The sequence below is a fragment of the Streptomyces sp. AcH 505 genome (assembly GCF_000818175.1).
In the GTDB taxonomy this organism is placed as follows: domain Bacteria; phylum Actinomycetota; class Actinomycetes; order Streptomycetales; family Streptomycetaceae; genus Streptomyces.
Genome location: NZ_JTIY01000004.1, coordinates 1 through 16,196 on the forward strand (window position 1 = coordinate 1; position 16,196 = coordinate 16,196).

A 16,196-nucleotide genomic window follows, 5' to 3' on the forward strand; every position below is an offset into this window, starting at 1 on the left:
CGACCTCGACCTCGGTCAGATCCTCGACCTCGTGGTAGCCATCGCGAAGATCCCCGGCACCCCGGAGTACCGGCAGCCGATCATCGACGCCGCACTCGCCGGACTGGGCGGCCGCGCCACCTGACGTCTCCTGGAGCGTGTCGATCATCGATCGCATATATAAACAGCGACCTGGATAACGAACGCACTTGCCGCATGACGACCTCTCTCACGTGGCAGGATGTCCAACCCGCTGCCGAGTGTCCACATGAGTGAACTCATGTTGGTAACTGTTTCTTCGTCTTGAGTCTTGACCTCAAAACTGACACGCCCGCACACTAAGCGTCATTCCCCGCACCGGACGGGCTCAACTACCGCCCCGACACGCCGAGTTCGCAGCGCGCGGTATCCACGCTCAGCTGAATTGCGCTGCCCCGCAATGACCGCCACGAGACGAGGAGCACGTTCATGACTGGATTGAATCGTCGCGATTTCATCAAAGTCGCCGGTGTCGGGTCCGCCGCCCTGACCCTGCCCCTCGCAGGTGCGGTGGCCCGGGCGAGCGCGGGCACGGTCTCACCGACCGTTCTCAAGGGAACGGTAAGTGCGTCGGGCGCCTGGCAGGTGACCGCGAGTGAGCTGGGCTGGACCTTCAGCGGTTCGGTCGGACCGGCGACCGGTATTACCACCCGCTCGGGGACGGACGCGCTGGGCACCTACTCCGAGACCACGTTCACCTTCCAGTCGGGCGCGCGCAAGGGCGGCATCCGCGTCTACAACAGCGCTTCGGCCGTCGTCTTCACCGACACGTACGTCAAGGCCGCGGCCAATGCCAAGCCGTTCCCCACGATCACCGACTACCCCGCGCTCCCGCACCGGCTGAGCCACCACGAGTGCTTCGGGAAGTTCCAGTTCAACACCTTCTCGGCCGCGGCGGACAGCCCATGGGTGTTCTTCGACGCCAAGGGCAACACCTTCGTACTCTCCGCGGCCAACCACTTCCAGGAGGCCCGGACCACCCAGGCCTCGGACGGCTCGATCGCCGCCGGCGTACTCAGCTCGATCGGCAGCCTGCCGGCCGGCTACACCCGGCAGACGATCCTGTCGACCAAGGCCGGCATCGGCGCCGCGTACCACGCCTGGGGTGCCGCGCTGACCACGCTCGCGGGCAAGACACTGCCGGCGAACGACACGGGTCCGATCCTCAACACCCTGGGCTACTGGACCGACAACGGCGCCGATTACTACTACAAGTACGACCAGTCCAAGGGATACACCGGCACGCTGCTGGCCGTCCGTGACGAGTGGGAGTCCCAGAAGATCCCGATGGGCTACCTGCAGCTCGACAGCTGGTGGTACCCCAAGGGCCCCGACAACATCTGGGACGACCTGCCGGACGGTACCTACAGGTACGAGGCGGACAAGGAGCTGTTCCCGGACGGACTCTCCGCGTTCCAGCGGGAGTTGGGGAAGCCGCTCGTCGTCCACGGCCGGTGGATGGACAAGTCGAGCCCGTACCACGGTCAGTACCAGTTCTCGAACGACGTCGTCATCGACCCGAAGTTCTGGCAGAGCGTCATGGAGTACCTGCGTGACGGAGGAGTCGCCGTCTACGAGCAGGACTGGCTCTGCAACAACGCCAAACCCGGCGACAACCTCACCGACGCCGACGCGTTCTTCGACAACATGGCCCACCAGGCCGCGACCGGCGGCATGGACCTGCAGTACTGCATGGCGCTGCCGCGCGACTACCTGCAGAGCACGCTCTACCCCAATCTGACGACCATCAGAGTCAGCGACGACCGCTTCGAGCGGTCGAAGTGGGACGCGTTCCTCTACGACTCGCAGTTCGCCGGCTCGCTCGGAGTGTGGCCGTGGGTCGACGTGTTCATGAGCGCGGAGACCAACAACCTGCTGCTGGCGAACCTGTCGGCGGGACCGGTCGGCGTCGGTGACGCGCTGGGCAAGCTGAACGCCGCCAACCTGCGCCAGGTGGCGCGCCCGGACGGGGTCATCGTCAAGCCCGACGTGCCGATCGTGCCCACCGACGCGACATACGTCGGCGAAGCGGACGGGAAGCTGCCGGCCATGGTGGCCACCACTCGCGTCGCGCACGTAGGGCTGAACTACCGCTACGTCTTCGCCTACGCGCGGCAGTCCACCCCGCCCGAACAGACGTACCAGGCGGAGAGCGCGACCCTCTCCGGGCCGATCGTCGCCACGGAGAACTCCGGATACACCGGCAGCGGCTACGCCGACTACCAGAACAGCGATCAGGACTACGTGCAGTGGACGGTGCAGGCTGCCGCCGCCGGCACGTACACGCTGATGTTCCGCTACGCCAACGGCGGCGCCACCGACCGTCCGCTCGCGATAGCCGTCAACGGCGCCTCCCGCACAGCGGCGTTCGCCCCGACCGGTTCGTGGACGAAGTGGGACGTCCAGGGGCTGACCGTCACACTGGCCAAGGGCGCCAACACCGTACGGGCGACCGCCACCGGGTCGAGCGCCGGCAACATCGACTGGCTCGGCGTCAGCCGGGGCACCGTACCCACGGAGCCGTCGCAGGCCGTCTCGGTCAGCCTGGCCTCACTGGGCCTGACCGGACCGGCCTACGCGTACGACTACTTCGCCGGCGCCGGCAAGCTGGTCGCCCAGGGCGGCAGCGTGAGCGCGACCGTCACCACAGGCACGTACTGGGTCGTCGCACCGGTGGGCACCTCCGGAATCGCCTTCCTCGGTGACGCGGGGAAGTTCGTCTCGCACGGCGACAAGCGCGTCGAGCATCTGAGCGACGACGGGAGCGTACACACCACGGTCGCCTTCGCTCCGGGCGAGGGACCGGTGACCCTGCACGGCTACGCGCCTCGAAAGCCGACCGCCACCGCCACCAGCGGCAGCGTGGGCGCCGTCGCCTACAACACGTCGACCAAGCTCTTCACGGTCACCGTCACCGCGCCGGCGGCCGGCAATACAGCGGTCGTCACCATCGCTCCCTGACCAACCGAACCGGCGCGCAGAGAAGGTGAGTTCGGACATGAGAAGACGTGTCACGGTGGCCGCGACAGCTGCTGCCCTGGTCCTCGGGGCGTTCGGCGGGTTCGTCCCGGCGGCCGGGGCCGCGCCCCTGGCACCCCTGGCGCCCGCTTCGAAGGTCACGCCCGCCGCGGCCGCCGCCCCTGCCGTCCTCCGGCTGATGCCGCTGGGTGACTCGATCACCTGGGGCGTCGGCAGCAGCAACGGCAACGGCTACCGCGTCCCGCTGCGGGACCAACTCACCGGCCAGGGCCACACCGTGGACTTCGTCGGTGGTGCCCAGAGCGGCACCATGAAGGACCCGGACAACGAGGGCCACCGCGGCTGGCGCATCGACCAGATCGCCGGCATCGCCGACTCGACCCTGAGCATCTACCGGCCCAACGTGGTCACCCTGATGATCGGCACCAACGACCTCAACCAGAACTACCAGCCGGCCACCGCGCCGGACCGGCTGCACGCCCTGGTCGACCGGATCACCGCCGACGTACCGGGCGTCACCGTACTGCTCGCGTCGCTGATCGTGTCGACCAACTCGGTCGAGGAGCCCTACCGGCCCGCCTTCAACCAGCAGGTGCCCGCAATCGCGCAGGCCGAGCAGGCGGCGGGCAAGCACGTCCGTTACGTCGACATGAGCGCGCTGACCACCGCCGACCTCGCGGACCCGCTGCACCCCGACGACGGCGGCTACCAGAAGATGGCCGACGCCTTCAACACGGCGATCGAGGCGGCCGACGCGGCCGGCTGGATCGGGACCCCGGGCCCCAGCGGCGTGGTGCGCTCCGGCATCACCGGCAAGTGCCTGAACGACAGCCACGCCAAGACCGACAACGGCACGCCCATCGAGCTGCGGGGCTGCAACGACACCAACGCGCAGTGGTGGACCCGACGCACCGACGGCACCCTGCGCATCTACGGCAAGTGCGTGGACGCCGCGGACGGCGGCACGGCCGACGGCACCCTGGTGCAGCTCCACGACTGCAACGGCACCGGAGCCCAGGTCTGGCAGCCGTACGACGGCGGCTACCGCAACCCGCAGTCAGGCCGCTGCCTGGACGACCCCAACTCGTCGACCGTGGACAACACCCAGTTGCAGCTGTGGACCTGCAACGGCACCGACGCGCAGAAGTGGACGACGCTGCAAGCGACGTAACCCTCCCGGGAACAGAGCCGTCAACCGTCCGCTCAGACGGGGAGTTCGGTGATGCTGAGGGCGAAGTCCAAGTTGCCCACCCCGTTGTTGGCGAGACCCACAGTGAACAGGCCCGCTCCTTCCAGCCAGTGCGCCATTTTCAGACCGCCGACGTCCAGCGGGCGCAGCCCGAGGCTTTCGACGAACTCCGCCACACCTGCCTTGGCCTGCGCATCGTCACCGGCGATGAAGACGTCGGGCCGCCCCTTCTCCAGGACATGACGGAAGATGGTGTTGAACGCCTTCACCACACCCGCACTGGCCGGGGTCACCTTGGCGACTTCCTGCGCGATCGAGGTCTCCTCGCGGTGCGCCAGCCCGTCGAACGTGGCATTGAAGGGGTTGCTGATGTCGACGATGACCTTGCCCGCGAGAGCGTCTCCGTACTGGGCGACGACCGGCACGACACCGTCGTACAACAAGGCCACGATGACGATGTCCCCGGCCGGGGCGGTACCCCACTCTCCCGTCGTGGCGCCGCCGCCGAGAGCCTTGGCCAGCTCGGCGGCCTTGGTCTGATCGCGGCCCATGATCTCGACGGTGTTGCCGCCCGCCACCGCCCGCGCGCCGAGGGTGCGGGCCATGTTCCCGGTGCCGATGATGCTGATGCTGCTCATGAGATGTCCTGTCCTGGTGGTGAGTTGGTCGGTTCAGAGGGCGGTGGTGCCGCCGTCGGCGACGAGTTCCATGCCGTTGACGTAGCTGGAGTCGTCGGAGGCGAGGAAGAGGGCGGCGGTGGCGATTTCGTCGGGGCGGCCCATCTCGCGGCGGGGGATGAGGGACTCGAACTGGCGCTTGGTGGCCTCGTCGAAGAGTTCCGCCTGCTTGGCGGTGGCGACCTGGCCGGGGGTCAGGACGTTGACGCGGATGCGGCGGTCCTTGAGCTCGTTGAGCCAGACGCGGGCCCAGGCCTGCTGGACGGCCTTGCTGCCGGCGTAGACGCTCCAGCCGGGGAAGGCGCCGAGGGAGGCGTTGGAGCCGGTCATGAGGATGGAGCCGCCGTCGTTGAAGAGGGGCAGGGCCTTCTGGACGGTGAACAGGGTGCCGCGGGCGTTGAGTGAGAACGCGGTGTCGAACTGGGCCTCGGTGATCTCGCCGAGCGGGGCGGGCTCGCCCATGCCGGCGCTGGCCCACAGCACGTCGATGCTTCCCTTCTCCCGCTTGACGGTGTCGTACAGGCGGTCCAGGTCGCCCAGGTCGGCGGCGTCGCCCTGGACGCCGGTGACGTTACGGCCGATCTGCTTCACGGCCTCGTCCAGGGCGTCCTGGCGACGGCCGGTGAGGAAGACGTGCGCTCCCTCGTCGACGAACAGCTTCGCGCCGGCCAGCGCCATACCGGTGGTGCCGCCGGTGATGACCGCTACCTTGCCGTCGAGCTTTCCCATGGTCGCTCCCTTGGGTCGGTGGTGCCGTGTGTAACTGGGGCGACGGCATTAAGTACACCGCCCTGTGTGCTTACGCTACGGGGTGGGTGGCCGAGAGGCAAGCTAAGTACACCGGTCGTTACCCAGCTGGGGTAGCATGGAGGCATGACGGAGTTGGAGAAGGGCCCCACGGGCCGCCGACGCGGCCGGGGCGCCCGGGAGCGCATCCTCGGCGCGTCCCAGCAACTGTTCCGCGAGCAGGGCATCAGCCGCACCGGCATGGACCAGCTCTGCGCGGCGGCCCAGGTGTCCAAGCGCACGGCCTACCAGCACTTCACCGGCAAGGACGAACTCGTCGCCGAGTACCTGCGCCGGTTCGACCCCTCGGTTCTGTCGGGCGTGTTCGACCGCACCGACCTCACCCCCCGCGAACGGCTCCTCGCCGCCTTCGACGTCGCCCCCACCACCCCCCTGTGCCCCTACATCGCTGCCGCCGTCGAGCTGCACGACCCCGAGCACCCCGCATCCCAGTACGCACGGGACTACAAGAAAGCCGTCGCAGCGCGGCTCGCCGACGCCGCCCGTGAAGCCGGCGCGGCCGACCCTGAACAGCTCGGCGAGCAGCTCGCGCTGCTCATCGACGGCGCGGCAGCCCGCACCCGGGTCCTCGACGCCGACGCCTTCCCCACCGCCGCCGCCATCGCCACCGTCCTCATCGACAACGCCATCCCCGCCACGGCCGGCGACGACCGGCAGCGGGCCGAAGCATCAAATTGACGCGGTACGCCGAGCGAAGCGCTGTCCCCTCAGGTATGCCGCCGCAACTGTCCCTGGGACGTTCATGACTTCTCCCAGACCATCGTCATGATGCTCATGCCACCGCCGAGTCCGACGAACAGCACGCGGTCGCCCGGCGACAAGTTGGCGTGGACGCGGTCGAGTTGCACGCCGAGGCTGGCGGAGGCGATGTTGCCGAGCTCCGGCACGGTGACCACGAGACGGTCCTCGGGGACTCCGCTCATCTCCACGAACCGCTCCAGATACGGCAAGGTCACCTGGTGGACCAGGACATGGCGGAAGTCGGTCCACTCCAGGCCGGTCCGATGCCGCATCCGGTCGAGTACCGAGGTGCCGACCTTCTCGAAGACCGCCCGCAGTTCGTTGCCGTCACCGCGGAAATAGGTGTGCTCGTCGCCGCGGGGATGCCGCGAGCCGCCTCCGAAGATTCCGCCAACAGCCCAGTGTTCGGAGCGAGTCTCACTGTCGACGTCGAGGATGCCGCCCCGGTCGACCGCCTCCAGGACGACCGCGGCGCCCGCGTCCCCGAAGGTGTAGCCGGCGAAACTCTCCCGGAACTCGGCGAGGTTCGCGGGGTCCCGGCGTACGGCTCCCACGATCCGATCGGGCAGAACAGTCAGGTGCGGGAGAACGGCGCCCAGGTGGCGAGTTCGAACCCGGCACCCTTGCGGCGGAGTTCGAAGGCGCCATGGCCGGGCAGGTGGGCCGGGAGCACGAGGGCGTTGTTGTCGGCGGCGTACGCGAACATGCGCGCACGGCTGGCCCGGGCGCCGTCCTCGTCCTCTTCGAAGCAGCTGTTGATGTGCGGCTCGTGGACCTGGATGGCGCCGTGCAACAGGTCCCCGGCGAAGACCGCACGGTCGCCCGCGGACTCCAGGTGGATGATCGATGCGCCCGGGGTGTGACCGGGAGCCAGTTCCAGACGGAGGTTGGAGTCGATGGTGTACGACTCGTCCCAGGTCTTCACCAGACCGGCCTCGATGACCGGGTCGACGCTGTCCTCGTAGACGTTCTGGTTTCCCCGGCCGAACACGGTGTTGTGGAGGTTGTCCGGCCTCCAGTACTCGACGTCGCGCTGCGGCATGAGGTAGGTCGCGTTGGGGAAGGTGGGGATCCAGTCGCGTCCTTCGAGCCTGGTGTTCCAGCCGACGTGGTCGTCGTGCAGATGAGTGTTGACGACGAGGTCGACATCCTCGGGCCGTACGCCGACGGCGGCGAGGTTCGCCACGTACGAGGTGTCCAGGTAGGACCAGATCGGTTGCAGGGGACGGTACTTGCCGTTGCCGGCGCCCGTGTCGACGAGGATGACCTTTCCCTCGCTGCGCAGCACCCATGACTGGGTCGCAGCGCGGGTGAGGTCGGTCTCCGGGTCCCAGTGGTCGGGTGCCAGCAGCTCGGTGTGACGCTCCCACTCCTCGGGCCTGCTGTTGGGAAAGAAGACATCCGTGGTCATCGGGGTCGTGTCGGAGTACTCCATGACGCGGTGGACCTGCACATCACCGAGTTCGATGGTGCTGACTGTCGGCGTCCCGGATACCGGGGAAAAAATGGCGGACAAGGTTCTCCTTCGAAAGTGTCGGACTCTGTCCACCTTGCGGGCGAGTGCGGCCGGGCGGTATCGGACACCTGACTGCACTTGGCGGCGCCGCGGAATCGAAAACAAACGGCATGGGTGTGGGCGTATGCCGTGCATTACTTGCGCGATCACCGTGGCCGCCAGAGGCGGCTGGGCGATCTCGGCTGCGATGTCCTGGGCGCGGTGGCGGTACGCGTCCTGCCGACCCAGCCCGATGCTCTCCTCGGCAGCGAGGTCGACACGGGCGCCGCCGAAGATCTCACCGATGGTCGCCGGTGTCGGAGAGTAGGCGGGTCGGGTCGGATCAGCCGTTGTACGGAGCGGTGACGTCCAAGACCCAGGTGACGCCGAAGCGGTCGGTGAGCATGCCGTACAGCGGCGCCCACTGCGCGGGCTCCAGCGGGCGCACGACGGTCGAGCCTTCGGCGAGCTTGTCCCACAGGGTGGTTGTCTCCTCGGCGTCGTCTCCACGCACGGAGACGAAGAACGGGTTCTCGCCCTGGTGCCAGGGCAGTTGAGAGGGCACGTCGTAGGCCATGACGTGGAAGCCGTTGTCACCGGCCACCTCGCCCCACATCACCCACTCCGCCTCGTTCTCGTTCTGCACGGCGCCGGCATCCTTGTAGGTGACCACGACCGTACGTCCGCCGAAGACGGACCGGTAGAAGTCCAGCGCCTCACGTGCGTCGCCTCGGAAGTTCAGATGAGTGGTGGTCGTGACGGACATGACCTGCTCCTTGCCTCAGTGTGAGAAATGTGCGCCGTCGGCCGTCGATGCCGAGCGGCGGCCACCGTGAGCAGGAGTCGTGCCTCCCGAACGGCTCGTACGCCACGATGGCAGCGGTAGAGGACAGGTTGAGTCCGGTACTGGACGGGCTGACCATCCAGTTGGATGACTGTGGCGGCGGACCGACTTCCACCGCGCCGGACCGGTCGCTCGCCTCGGAGCGGTAAATTGACCTCCGATGCCGAAAGACCGCCACCCTTCGACGCCCCCTTCCGCCCCTTCCGCCCCTTCCGAACCGGACGCGACGCCACTCCAAGGCGCCGCGTGGCTGCCGCACGGTTATCAGCTCGCCCCCCACTCGCATGCCGAGGGGCAGCTCGTCTACGCCGCAGCCGGTGCGCTGGCCACCGTCACGGAACGTGGAACGTGGGTCGCGCCGGCCAACCGCGTCACCTGGACGCCGCCGCACTTCGCACACTCCCACCGCTTCTACGGCCGGACCGACGTGCGCCTGCTCCAGGTCCCGCTCGACCTGTGCGCGCAGATCGTCGACCACCCCAGCGTCTTCGCGGTCAGCCCGCTGCTGCGCGAAGCGCTCCTCGCGCTCACCGACAACCCGGAGCGGCGCCCCGGTGCGCACCGGAGGCTGCTCACCGTCATCGTGGACGAACTGGTCGACGCCGCCGAGCAGTCCCTGCACCTGCCGGAGACCGATGACGACCGGCTCCGCGCCGCCACCGCGTTGCTGCACGAGGACCCTGCCCGGCCCGCGACCCTTGCCGAACTGGGCCGCAGCGTGGGGGCCGGCGAACGCACACTCAGCCGCCTGTTCCACACCGAGCTGGGCATGAGCTTCCACCGCTGGCGCACCACCCTGCGCATCCACCACGCGCTGGCCCGCCTCACCGACGGCATGTCGGTGACGGACACCGCGGTGGCGTGCGGCTGGTCCAACCCCTCCAGCTTCATTGACGCCTTCACCGATGTCGTCGGGCAGACGCCCGGCCGTTACCAGGCCGAACTACGCCACCGCCACGCCTGATTGCCGGCATCGGCGCAGCTCAGGCGCCCGGCGCCCGCTTACGTTCCAGACCTGGCGGCTTTCCGGTATTCGCTGTCCAGTTACCGGTGGCGCGCAGGCCAGGCGTCCGCGCAGGGTGGTGACCGCGGCCATACCGCGTACCGGTCCCGCCCTGAGCACGGAGGCTCCCACACCATGACCACGACACGCGACGACACGGCAGTCGTCATCATCGGAGCCGGCGTCGCCGGTCTGACCCTCGGCAACTTCCTGCTGCGCGACGGCATCGACTGCGTCGTGCTGGAGAAGCACCCCCGCGCCTATGTCGAGAAGCGCCAACGCGCAGGGACCATCGACACCTTCGGGGTGCGCATGTTCCGCGCGTGGGGTCTGGAGGAGGTCCTGGCGGGCGACCCGATCCCGCACAGCGAGGGCGGCTTCTACATCGACGGCCACGCGATGCCGATCGACGTGGACGACGACAACAGCGAGAGCCTGTACTGCCCGCAGCAGGTGCTCGTACGCAATCTCACCGAGGTCTTCCTGCGCGGAGGCGGCGACCTGCGCTACGAAGCGGCCGATGTCACCCTGGAGAACCTCACCGTCGGCCGTCCCGTCGTGCGCTTCCAGGACGCCGGCGGATCGGCCCGGGCCGTCGAGTGCGACTTCATCGCCGGCTGCGACGGCTTCCACGGTGTGTCCCGCCGTACCATCCCCGCCACGGCACTGACCGAGTACTCCCACGAGTACGGCTACTCCTGGCTCAGCGTCCTGGCCGCCACCGCGACCAGCCCGTCCGGCATGGCCATCCACGAACTGGGCCTGGCCGGCATGATCCCCCGCGGACCCGAGGTCAGCCGCATCTACCTCCAGTGCGCTGTCGACGACACCCCCGAGAAGTGGTCGGACGAGCGCGTCTGGAGCGAGTTGGAGGCCCGCTTCGGCACCCCTCCCTCGCGCGGCGAGATCCTGTCCAAGCAGATCGTGCCCCTGCGCAGTGTGGTCTTCGACCCGATGAGCTACGGCAAGCTGTACCTTCTCGGCGACGCCGCCCACATCGTCCCGCCGATGAGCGCCAAGGGCATCCACCTCGCCCTGCACGACACCGAGGTCTTCGCTCGCGCCGTGATCCGCCACGCGAAGGACGGCGACTCCAGCCTCCTCAGCGGCTACTCGGAGACCTGCCTGCCGCACATCTGGAACTACCAGGCGTTCGCGACGTGGATCACCGACACCATGCACAACGCCGGATTCACCGGCTTCGAGGGTGAGTTCAAGAAGCAGATCGCCCGTGCCGAGCTCCAGCGCCAGTTCGCCTCGGAGTCGGCGAACAGGCTGTTCAGCGAACTCGCCGCCGGTACGAACTAGCCGGCGGGCGTCAACTCAGCAGGCGTTCGGCTCCGCTTGCAGGCCGTACGCACTCCAGGGGACCCGGTCGGGCCACACCGGCGCAGCTCGGTCCGACCGGCGCCGGTTAGCCTCGGTACATGCGTGTCACCAGAGAGCTGCCCACGCTCGCCGCAGGCGAGGTGGACGTGCCGTTCGTGATCCAGGGGTACGAGGAGGTCGTCACCGCCGACACGGCGTGGAACGAACACTCCCACCCGTGGCACGAACTGCTCTGGAACGAGCGCGGGGCGTCTACGGCCGTGGTGGGTTCCCAGGTGTGGTGCATCACACCGACCCTGGGGCTGTGGATGCCGGCCGGGCAGCTGCACTCCGCGTCCGCGGTCGCGGGCACCTCCTACCGCGCCCACTTCTTCCGCCACGGCACCCTGTCGGCACTGTCCGACGAGCCGGTGGCGGTGGAGATCACGCCACTGCTGCGCCTCCTGCTGGAGCGGCTGGAGGAGCGCGAGCTGCCGTCGCGCTCCAGGAGCGTGACCGAGACGATGGTCCTCGACGTCCTGCGGCCCTCGCCCCGCGCGCTGCTGGTCCAACTGCCCACCTCCGCGTTGTTGCGTCCTGTCGTCGACGTTGTCCGGGCCGACCCGTCCAACCAGCGGACGCTGAGCGGCTGGGCCGCGGTGCTCGGGTGCAGCGCACGCACACTGACGCGCGCGTTCAGGGCGGAGACGGGTACGAGTTTCGCCCGCTGGGTGGCGTCGGTCCGGGCCCAGCACGCCGTGCAACTGCTGTCCCTCGGACTGGAGGTCGACGTGGTGGCCGACGCTGTGGGCTACCGCTCGGCGAGCGCCTTCGGCGTGGCCTTCCGCCGTACGACGGGAATGACCCCGGGCCGGTTCCGGGCCCACTGACCTGTGCGGGCCCCCGCGGACGGCCCCGGCACCGGCTGCCTTCACGTATGTCCCGATCGCTACAAGGGCTGTCGAAAAAGCTCGATTGATCGGCGGCGCCCGAATCCATACGCTGTGCAGGTAAGCCTTACCTAAGTTTCTGGTGTGAGTGTGGTGCCCTGCTCCACGACCCGCGTTCCGCGGGTCCCTCGCGTGTGAGCCCGCCCGGCACCCTGAATGAAAGTGGATCAAGGGCCGATGAGAACCCCTCGCCTTCGTGCGCTCGCCCTCGCGGCGACGCTCCTGTTCGGACTCACCGCCTGCGGCGGCCAGTCCGACGACTCGGACGACAACGGCGCCGCGGCTGCCGGTGCCAAGAGCTCGGACCAGTTCCCCGTGACGATCAAGCACGCGCTCGGGACCACCGTCATACCCGCGAAGCCCAAGCGCGTCGCCACCGTCAACTGGGCGAACGACGAAGTCCCGCTGGCCCTCGGCGTCGTCCCCGTCGGTATGGCCAAGGCCAATTTCGGCGACGACGACGGGAACGGGGTGCTGCCCTGGACCGAGGCCCGGCTCAAGGAACTCGACGCCAAGACACCGGTCCTGTTCGACGAGACCGACGGCATCGACTTCGAGGCCGTCGCCGACACCGAGCCGGACGTCATCCTCGCCTCGTACTCCGGGCTGACGAAGCAGGACTACGAGACCCTCAGCCAGATCGCACCCGTGGTCGCCTACCCCGAGGCCGCCTGGGCCACCCCGTGGCGCGACATCATCCGGCTGAACAGCGAGGCCATCGGACTGGCCGACGAAGGCGACGAGCTGATCGGCGACCTGGAGGGCCGGATCGCCAAGACCGTCGCCAAGTACCCCCAGCTGAAGGGGAAGACGGCGATGTTCATGACCCACGTGTCGTCCAAGGACGTCAGCGAGGTCGGCTACTACACGACCCACGACACCCGCACGCAGTTCTTCACCGACCTCGGCATGAAGATCCCGGCCAGCGTCTCCGGGCCGTCCGGGTCGACGAAGAAGTTCGTGCTCACCAAGAGCGCCGAGCGCATCGACGACTTCAACGACGTCGACATCATCACCGGCTACGGCGACGAGAAGGGCGAACTGCTGAAGGCGCTCAAGAAGGACCCGCTCACCTCGAAGCTGGCCGCCGTCCAGCGGGACTCCCTCTACCTGCTGCCCGGCAGCACCCCGCTGGCCACCGCGGCGAACCCGACGCCGCTCTCCATCCCGTACGTCCTGGACGACTACGTGGCAGCGCTCGCCAAGGCCGCGGACAAGGTCGCGTGACAGCCACCGATGCCCCGCACGCGCCGGACGCCGTCGCGGTACGACGTCCGGCGCGCGTGCGTGTCGGCTGGCTCCTCGTGGTCACCGGGGTCCTGCTCGCCGCCATGACCGCCTCCCTCGCCTTCGGCTCGCGCGACGTCGCCTGGTCCGACGTCTGGTCGGCGCTCGGCGGGGCGAACCACACCCTGGGACAGGCCGCGGTCGCCAAGCGCATTCCGCGCACCCTGCTCGCCGTCGTCGTGGGCGCCGCCCTCGGACTCGCCGGTGCGGTCATGCAGGGGGTGACCCGCAACCCGCTGGCCGACCCCGGGATTCTCGGCGTCAACATGGGTGCCTCCCTCGCCGTGGTCACCGCCATCGCCTCCTTCGGCCTCGCCTCGGAGGCCGGCTACATCTGGGTGGCGATGCTCGGCGCGGGCCTGACCGCCGCGTTCGTCTACGGCGTCGGCTCGCTGGGACGCGGCGGCGCCACCCCGCTGAAGCTGGCCCTGGCCGGCGCCGCCATCTCGGCCGCGCTCGCCTCCCTCGTCAGCGCGGTCGTACTGCCGCGCAACGACATCGCCGACACCTTCCGGCTGTGGCAGATCGGCGGCGTCGGCGGGGCCTCGTACACGCAGCTCGGCAGCGTCGTGCCGTTCCTGGCCGTCGGGTTCGTGCTCTGCCTGGCCTCCGCCCGGGCCCTCAACTCGCTGGCCCTGGGCGACGATCTGGCCGCGGGACTCGGTGAGCGTGTCGCCCTGGTCCGGGCCACCGCCGCACTCGGCGCGGTCGTCCTGTGCGGGGCCTCCACCGCCGTCGCAGGACCGATCGGGTTCGTCGGACTCGTCGTACCGCACGCCTGCCGTCTGCTGGTCGGTGTGGACCACCGCTGGCTGCTGCCGTTCGCCACGTTGACCGGCGCCGTCCTCCTGACGGTCGCGGACGTGGTGGGCCGGGTCGTGGCACGGCCGTCCGAGATCGACGTGGGGATCGTGACCGCGCTGGTCGGCGCCCCCTTCTTCATCCACATCGTCCGCCGACAGAAGGTCAGGTCCCTGTGACTGCCCCCGCCCACACCGGCCTGTCCGTGGTGCGGACCGTCACCCGCACCCGGGTCCGCCGCGCCCACCGCCGGCGGCTGACCGTCCTCGTCCTGCTGATCCTCGTCGTCGCCGCGTTCGCCATGACGCTGATGGCCGGGCACACCTTCTACCCGGCACGCGACGTGCTGCGCGTGATCATGGGGGAGCAGGTGCCGGGTGCCTCCTTCACGGTCGGCACGCTGCGCCTGCCGCGCGCGGTGCTGGCCCTGGCGGCCGGGTTCAGCTTCGGGATCGCCGGAGTCACCTTCCAGACGATGCTGCGCAACCCGCTCGCCAGCCCCGACATCATCGGTATCAGCGCCGGTGCCAGTGCGGCGGCGGCCATCGCCATCGTGGTCCTCTCGCTGAGCGAGTCCGAGGTCTCGGTCCTCGCGATAGCAGCGGCGCTCGGGGTGGCCCTGCTCGTCTACACGCTCGCCTTCCGCGACGGGGTCGTCGGTACCCGGCTCATCCTGATCGGCATCGGCATCTCCGCCCTCCTCGACAGCGTCACCTCCTACGTTCTGTCACAGGCCGCCGAATGGGACCTCCAGGAGGCGATGCGCTGGCTTACGGGCAGCCTCAACGGGACCACCTGGCGGGAGACCGTGCCCTCCGTCCTCGCCGTGCTCGTACTCACTCCGGTCCTGCTCTCGCAGGCCCGCAACCTGAGCGCGCTGAGCCTGGGCGACGTCACCGCGTCCGCGCTCGGCGTCCGCGTCGAACGCACACGCGTCACCGTGATCGTCGTGGCCGTCGGACTCATCGCGTTCGCCACGGCCGCCGCCGGACCCATCGCCTTCGTGGCCTTCCTCTCCGGCCCGATCGCCGCCCGGCTGGTCGGTGGTGGCGGATCCCTGCTGATCCCGGCGGGCCTGGTCGGCTCCCTGCTCGTCCTGGTCGCCGACTTCACCGGCCAGTACGCCTTCGACGTCCGCTATCCCGTCGGCGTCGTCACCGGCGTCCTCGGCGCCCCCTACCTCGTCTACCTGATCGTCCGCACCAACCGGGCCGGAGGCTCACTGTGACCGCGTCCCACACCCTCTCCACCGAGAACCTCACACTCGGCTACGGCGACCGCGCCGTCATCGAGGGGCTGGACCTCACCCTCGCTGCCGGGCGGATCACGGTGATCGTCGGCGCCAACGCCTGCGGCAAGTCGACCCTGCTGCGCTCGATGTCCCGGCTGCTGACCCCACGTACCGGACGGGTCGTCCTCGACGGCAGGGAGGTCCACCGCACCCCCGCCAAGGAACTCGCCCGGACCCTCGGCCTGTTGCCGCAGTCGCCGGTCACCCCCGAGGGCATCACGGTCCTGGATCTGGTCGGCCGGGGCCGCCACCCCCACCAGCGCGCGTTCTCCCGCTGGACCGCGCAGGACGACGAGGCGGTGGCGGTCGCGCTGGAGGCCACCCGCACGACCGAGCTCGTGGACCGGGCGGTCGACGAACTCTCCGGCGGCCAGCGCCAGCGTGTGTGGATCGCCATGGCCCTCGCGCAGCAGACCGATCTGCTGCTGCTCGACGAGCCCACCACCTTCCTCGACATCAGCCACCAGATCGAGGTCCTCGACCTGCTGACCGATCTGAACCGGACCCGCGGCACGACCATCGTCATGGTCCTGCACGACCTCAACCTGGCCGCGCGCTACGCCGACCGTCTCATCGCCCTGGCGTCCGGAGGGCTGCACGCCGCCGGGACCCCCGAGGAGGTGATGACCGAGGACACCGTCCAGGCCCTGTACGGCATGGGCAGCCGCGTCATCGAGGACCCGCTTTCCGGCAAGCCTCTCGTCCTGCCGATCGGACGCCACCACTCGACGGCCGAGCGTGGCGAGAGCGGGCACGCGTCACCGTCAGCCGGTCCCGCGCCCGAGACTGCCGGCAAGGCGCGCTGA

At 69.2% G+C, this 16,196-nt stretch carries 15 protein-coding genes; 10 read left to right on the forward strand and 5 right to left on the reverse strand.

What is annotated here, in order from left to right; genetic code table 11:
* Nucleotides 1-447 precede the first annotated feature (447 nt).
* Together HY68_RS37035 and HY68_RS37040 are read left to right on the forward strand one after the other, a co-directional pair.
* Entirely contained in the window at nt 448-2,979 is a 2,532-nt protein-coding gene (locus HY68_RS37035) for a carbohydrate-binding protein (RefSeq protein ID WP_078864166.1), read from the forward strand.
* Nucleotides 2,980-3,016: 37 nt separating this feature from the next.
* Nucleotides 3,017-4,168: an SGNH/GDSL hydrolase family protein gene (locus HY68_RS37040; RefSeq protein ID WP_042001422.1), complete on the forward strand. Its 1,152-nt coding sequence runs from the start codon at nt 3,017-3,019 to the stop codon at nt 4,166-4,168.
* Nucleotides 4,169-4,200: 32 nt separating this feature from the next.
* Here the strand turns inward: HY68_RS37040 and HY68_RS37045 are convergent, their stop codons facing one another.
* On the reverse strand, nt 4,201-4,824 hold the full coding sequence (locus HY68_RS37045; protein ID WP_042001424.1) for an NAD(P)-binding domain-containing protein: 624 nt from the start codon (nt 4,822-4,824) through the stop codon (nt 4,201-4,203).
* Between the two features lie 33 nt (nt 4,825-4,857).
* On the reverse strand, nt 4,858-5,592 hold the full coding sequence (locus HY68_RS37050; protein WP_042001427.1) for an SDR family oxidoreductase: 735 nt from the start codon (nt 5,590-5,592) through the stop codon (nt 4,858-4,860).
* A 144-nt stretch (nt 5,593-5,736) separates the two neighbouring features.
* Between HY68_RS37050 and HY68_RS37055 the strand changes: the two genes are divergently transcribed.
* The gene (locus HY68_RS37055; protein ID WP_042001429.1) at nt 5,737-6,348 is read left to right on the forward strand and encodes a TetR/AcrR family transcriptional regulator; all 612 of its coding nucleotides are present in this window, start codon (nt 5,737-5,739) and stop codon (nt 6,346-6,348) included.
* Between the two features lie 62 nt (nt 6,349-6,410).
* Here the strand turns inward: HY68_RS37055 and HY68_RS37060 are convergent, their stop codons facing one another.
* The 3 genes from HY68_RS37060 to HY68_RS37070 all read right to left on the reverse strand — a co-directional run bounded on the left by HY68_RS37060 (nt 6,411) and on the right by HY68_RS37070 (nt 8,672).
* Nucleotides 6,411-6,965, reverse strand: a complete 555-nt coding sequence (locus tag HY68_RS37060; RefSeq protein WP_241778912.1) for a 3-oxoacyl-[acyl-carrier-protein] synthase III C-terminal domain-containing protein — start codon at nt 6,963-6,965, stop codon at nt 6,411-6,413.
* A gap of 20 nt (nt 6,966-6,985) precedes the next feature.
* On the reverse strand, nt 6,986-7,846 hold the full coding sequence (locus tag HY68_RS37065) for an MBL fold metallo-hydrolase (RefSeq protein WP_042001536.1): 861 nt from the start codon (nt 7,844-7,846) through the stop codon (nt 6,986-6,988).
* A gap of 403 nt (nt 7,847-8,249) precedes the next feature.
* Complete coding sequence (locus HY68_RS37070) at nt 8,250-8,672, reverse strand: VOC family protein (RefSeq protein WP_042001432.1); 423 nt, start codon at nt 8,670-8,672, stop codon at nt 8,250-8,252.
* Nucleotides 8,673-8,910: 238 nt separating this feature from the next.
* Here HY68_RS37070 and HY68_RS37080 point away from each other — a divergent pair, with 238 nt between their 5' ends.
* From HY68_RS37080 to HY68_RS37110, 7 genes are all read left to right on the forward strand, one after another.
* Nucleotides 8,911-9,714, forward strand: a complete 804-nt coding sequence (locus HY68_RS37080) for a helix-turn-helix transcriptional regulator (RefSeq protein ID WP_042001438.1) — start codon at nt 8,911-8,913, stop codon at nt 9,712-9,714.
* Between the two features lie 174 nt (nt 9,715-9,888).
* Nucleotides 9,889-11,061, forward strand: coding sequence for a 4-hydroxybenzoate 3-monooxygenase (locus HY68_RS37085; RefSeq protein WP_042001441.1), 1,173 nt, complete (start codon nt 9,889-9,891; stop codon nt 11,059-11,061).
* A gap of 119 nt (nt 11,062-11,180) precedes the next feature.
* Complete coding sequence (locus HY68_RS37090; protein ID WP_042001444.1) at nt 11,181-11,951, forward strand: AraC family transcriptional regulator; 771 nt, start codon at nt 11,181-11,183, stop codon at nt 11,949-11,951.
* Between the two features lie 237 nt (nt 11,952-12,188).
* Entirely contained in the window at nt 12,189-13,238 is a 1,050-nt protein-coding gene (locus HY68_RS37095) for an iron-siderophore ABC transporter substrate-binding protein (RefSeq protein ID WP_042001447.1), read from the forward strand.
* Complete coding sequence (locus HY68_RS37100; RefSeq protein WP_042001450.1) at nt 13,235-14,278, forward strand: iron ABC transporter permease; 1,044 nt, start codon at nt 13,235-13,237, stop codon at nt 14,276-14,278. Before HY68_RS37095 ends, HY68_RS37100 begins: the two co-directional genes overlap by 4 nt.
* Nucleotides 14,275-15,327 (forward strand): iron chelate uptake ABC transporter family permease subunit, encoded by a 1,053-nt coding sequence (locus tag HY68_RS37105; RefSeq protein WP_042001453.1) that lies wholly within the window; start codon nt 14,275-14,277, stop codon nt 15,325-15,327. The genes HY68_RS37100 and HY68_RS37105 overlap by 4 nt, the downstream gene beginning before the upstream one ends.
* On the forward strand, nt 15,324-16,196 hold the full coding sequence (locus tag HY68_RS37110; RefSeq protein ID WP_042001456.1) for an ABC transporter ATP-binding protein: 873 nt from the start codon (nt 15,324-15,326) through the stop codon (nt 16,194-16,196). The genes HY68_RS37105 and HY68_RS37110 overlap by 4 nt, the downstream gene beginning before the upstream one ends.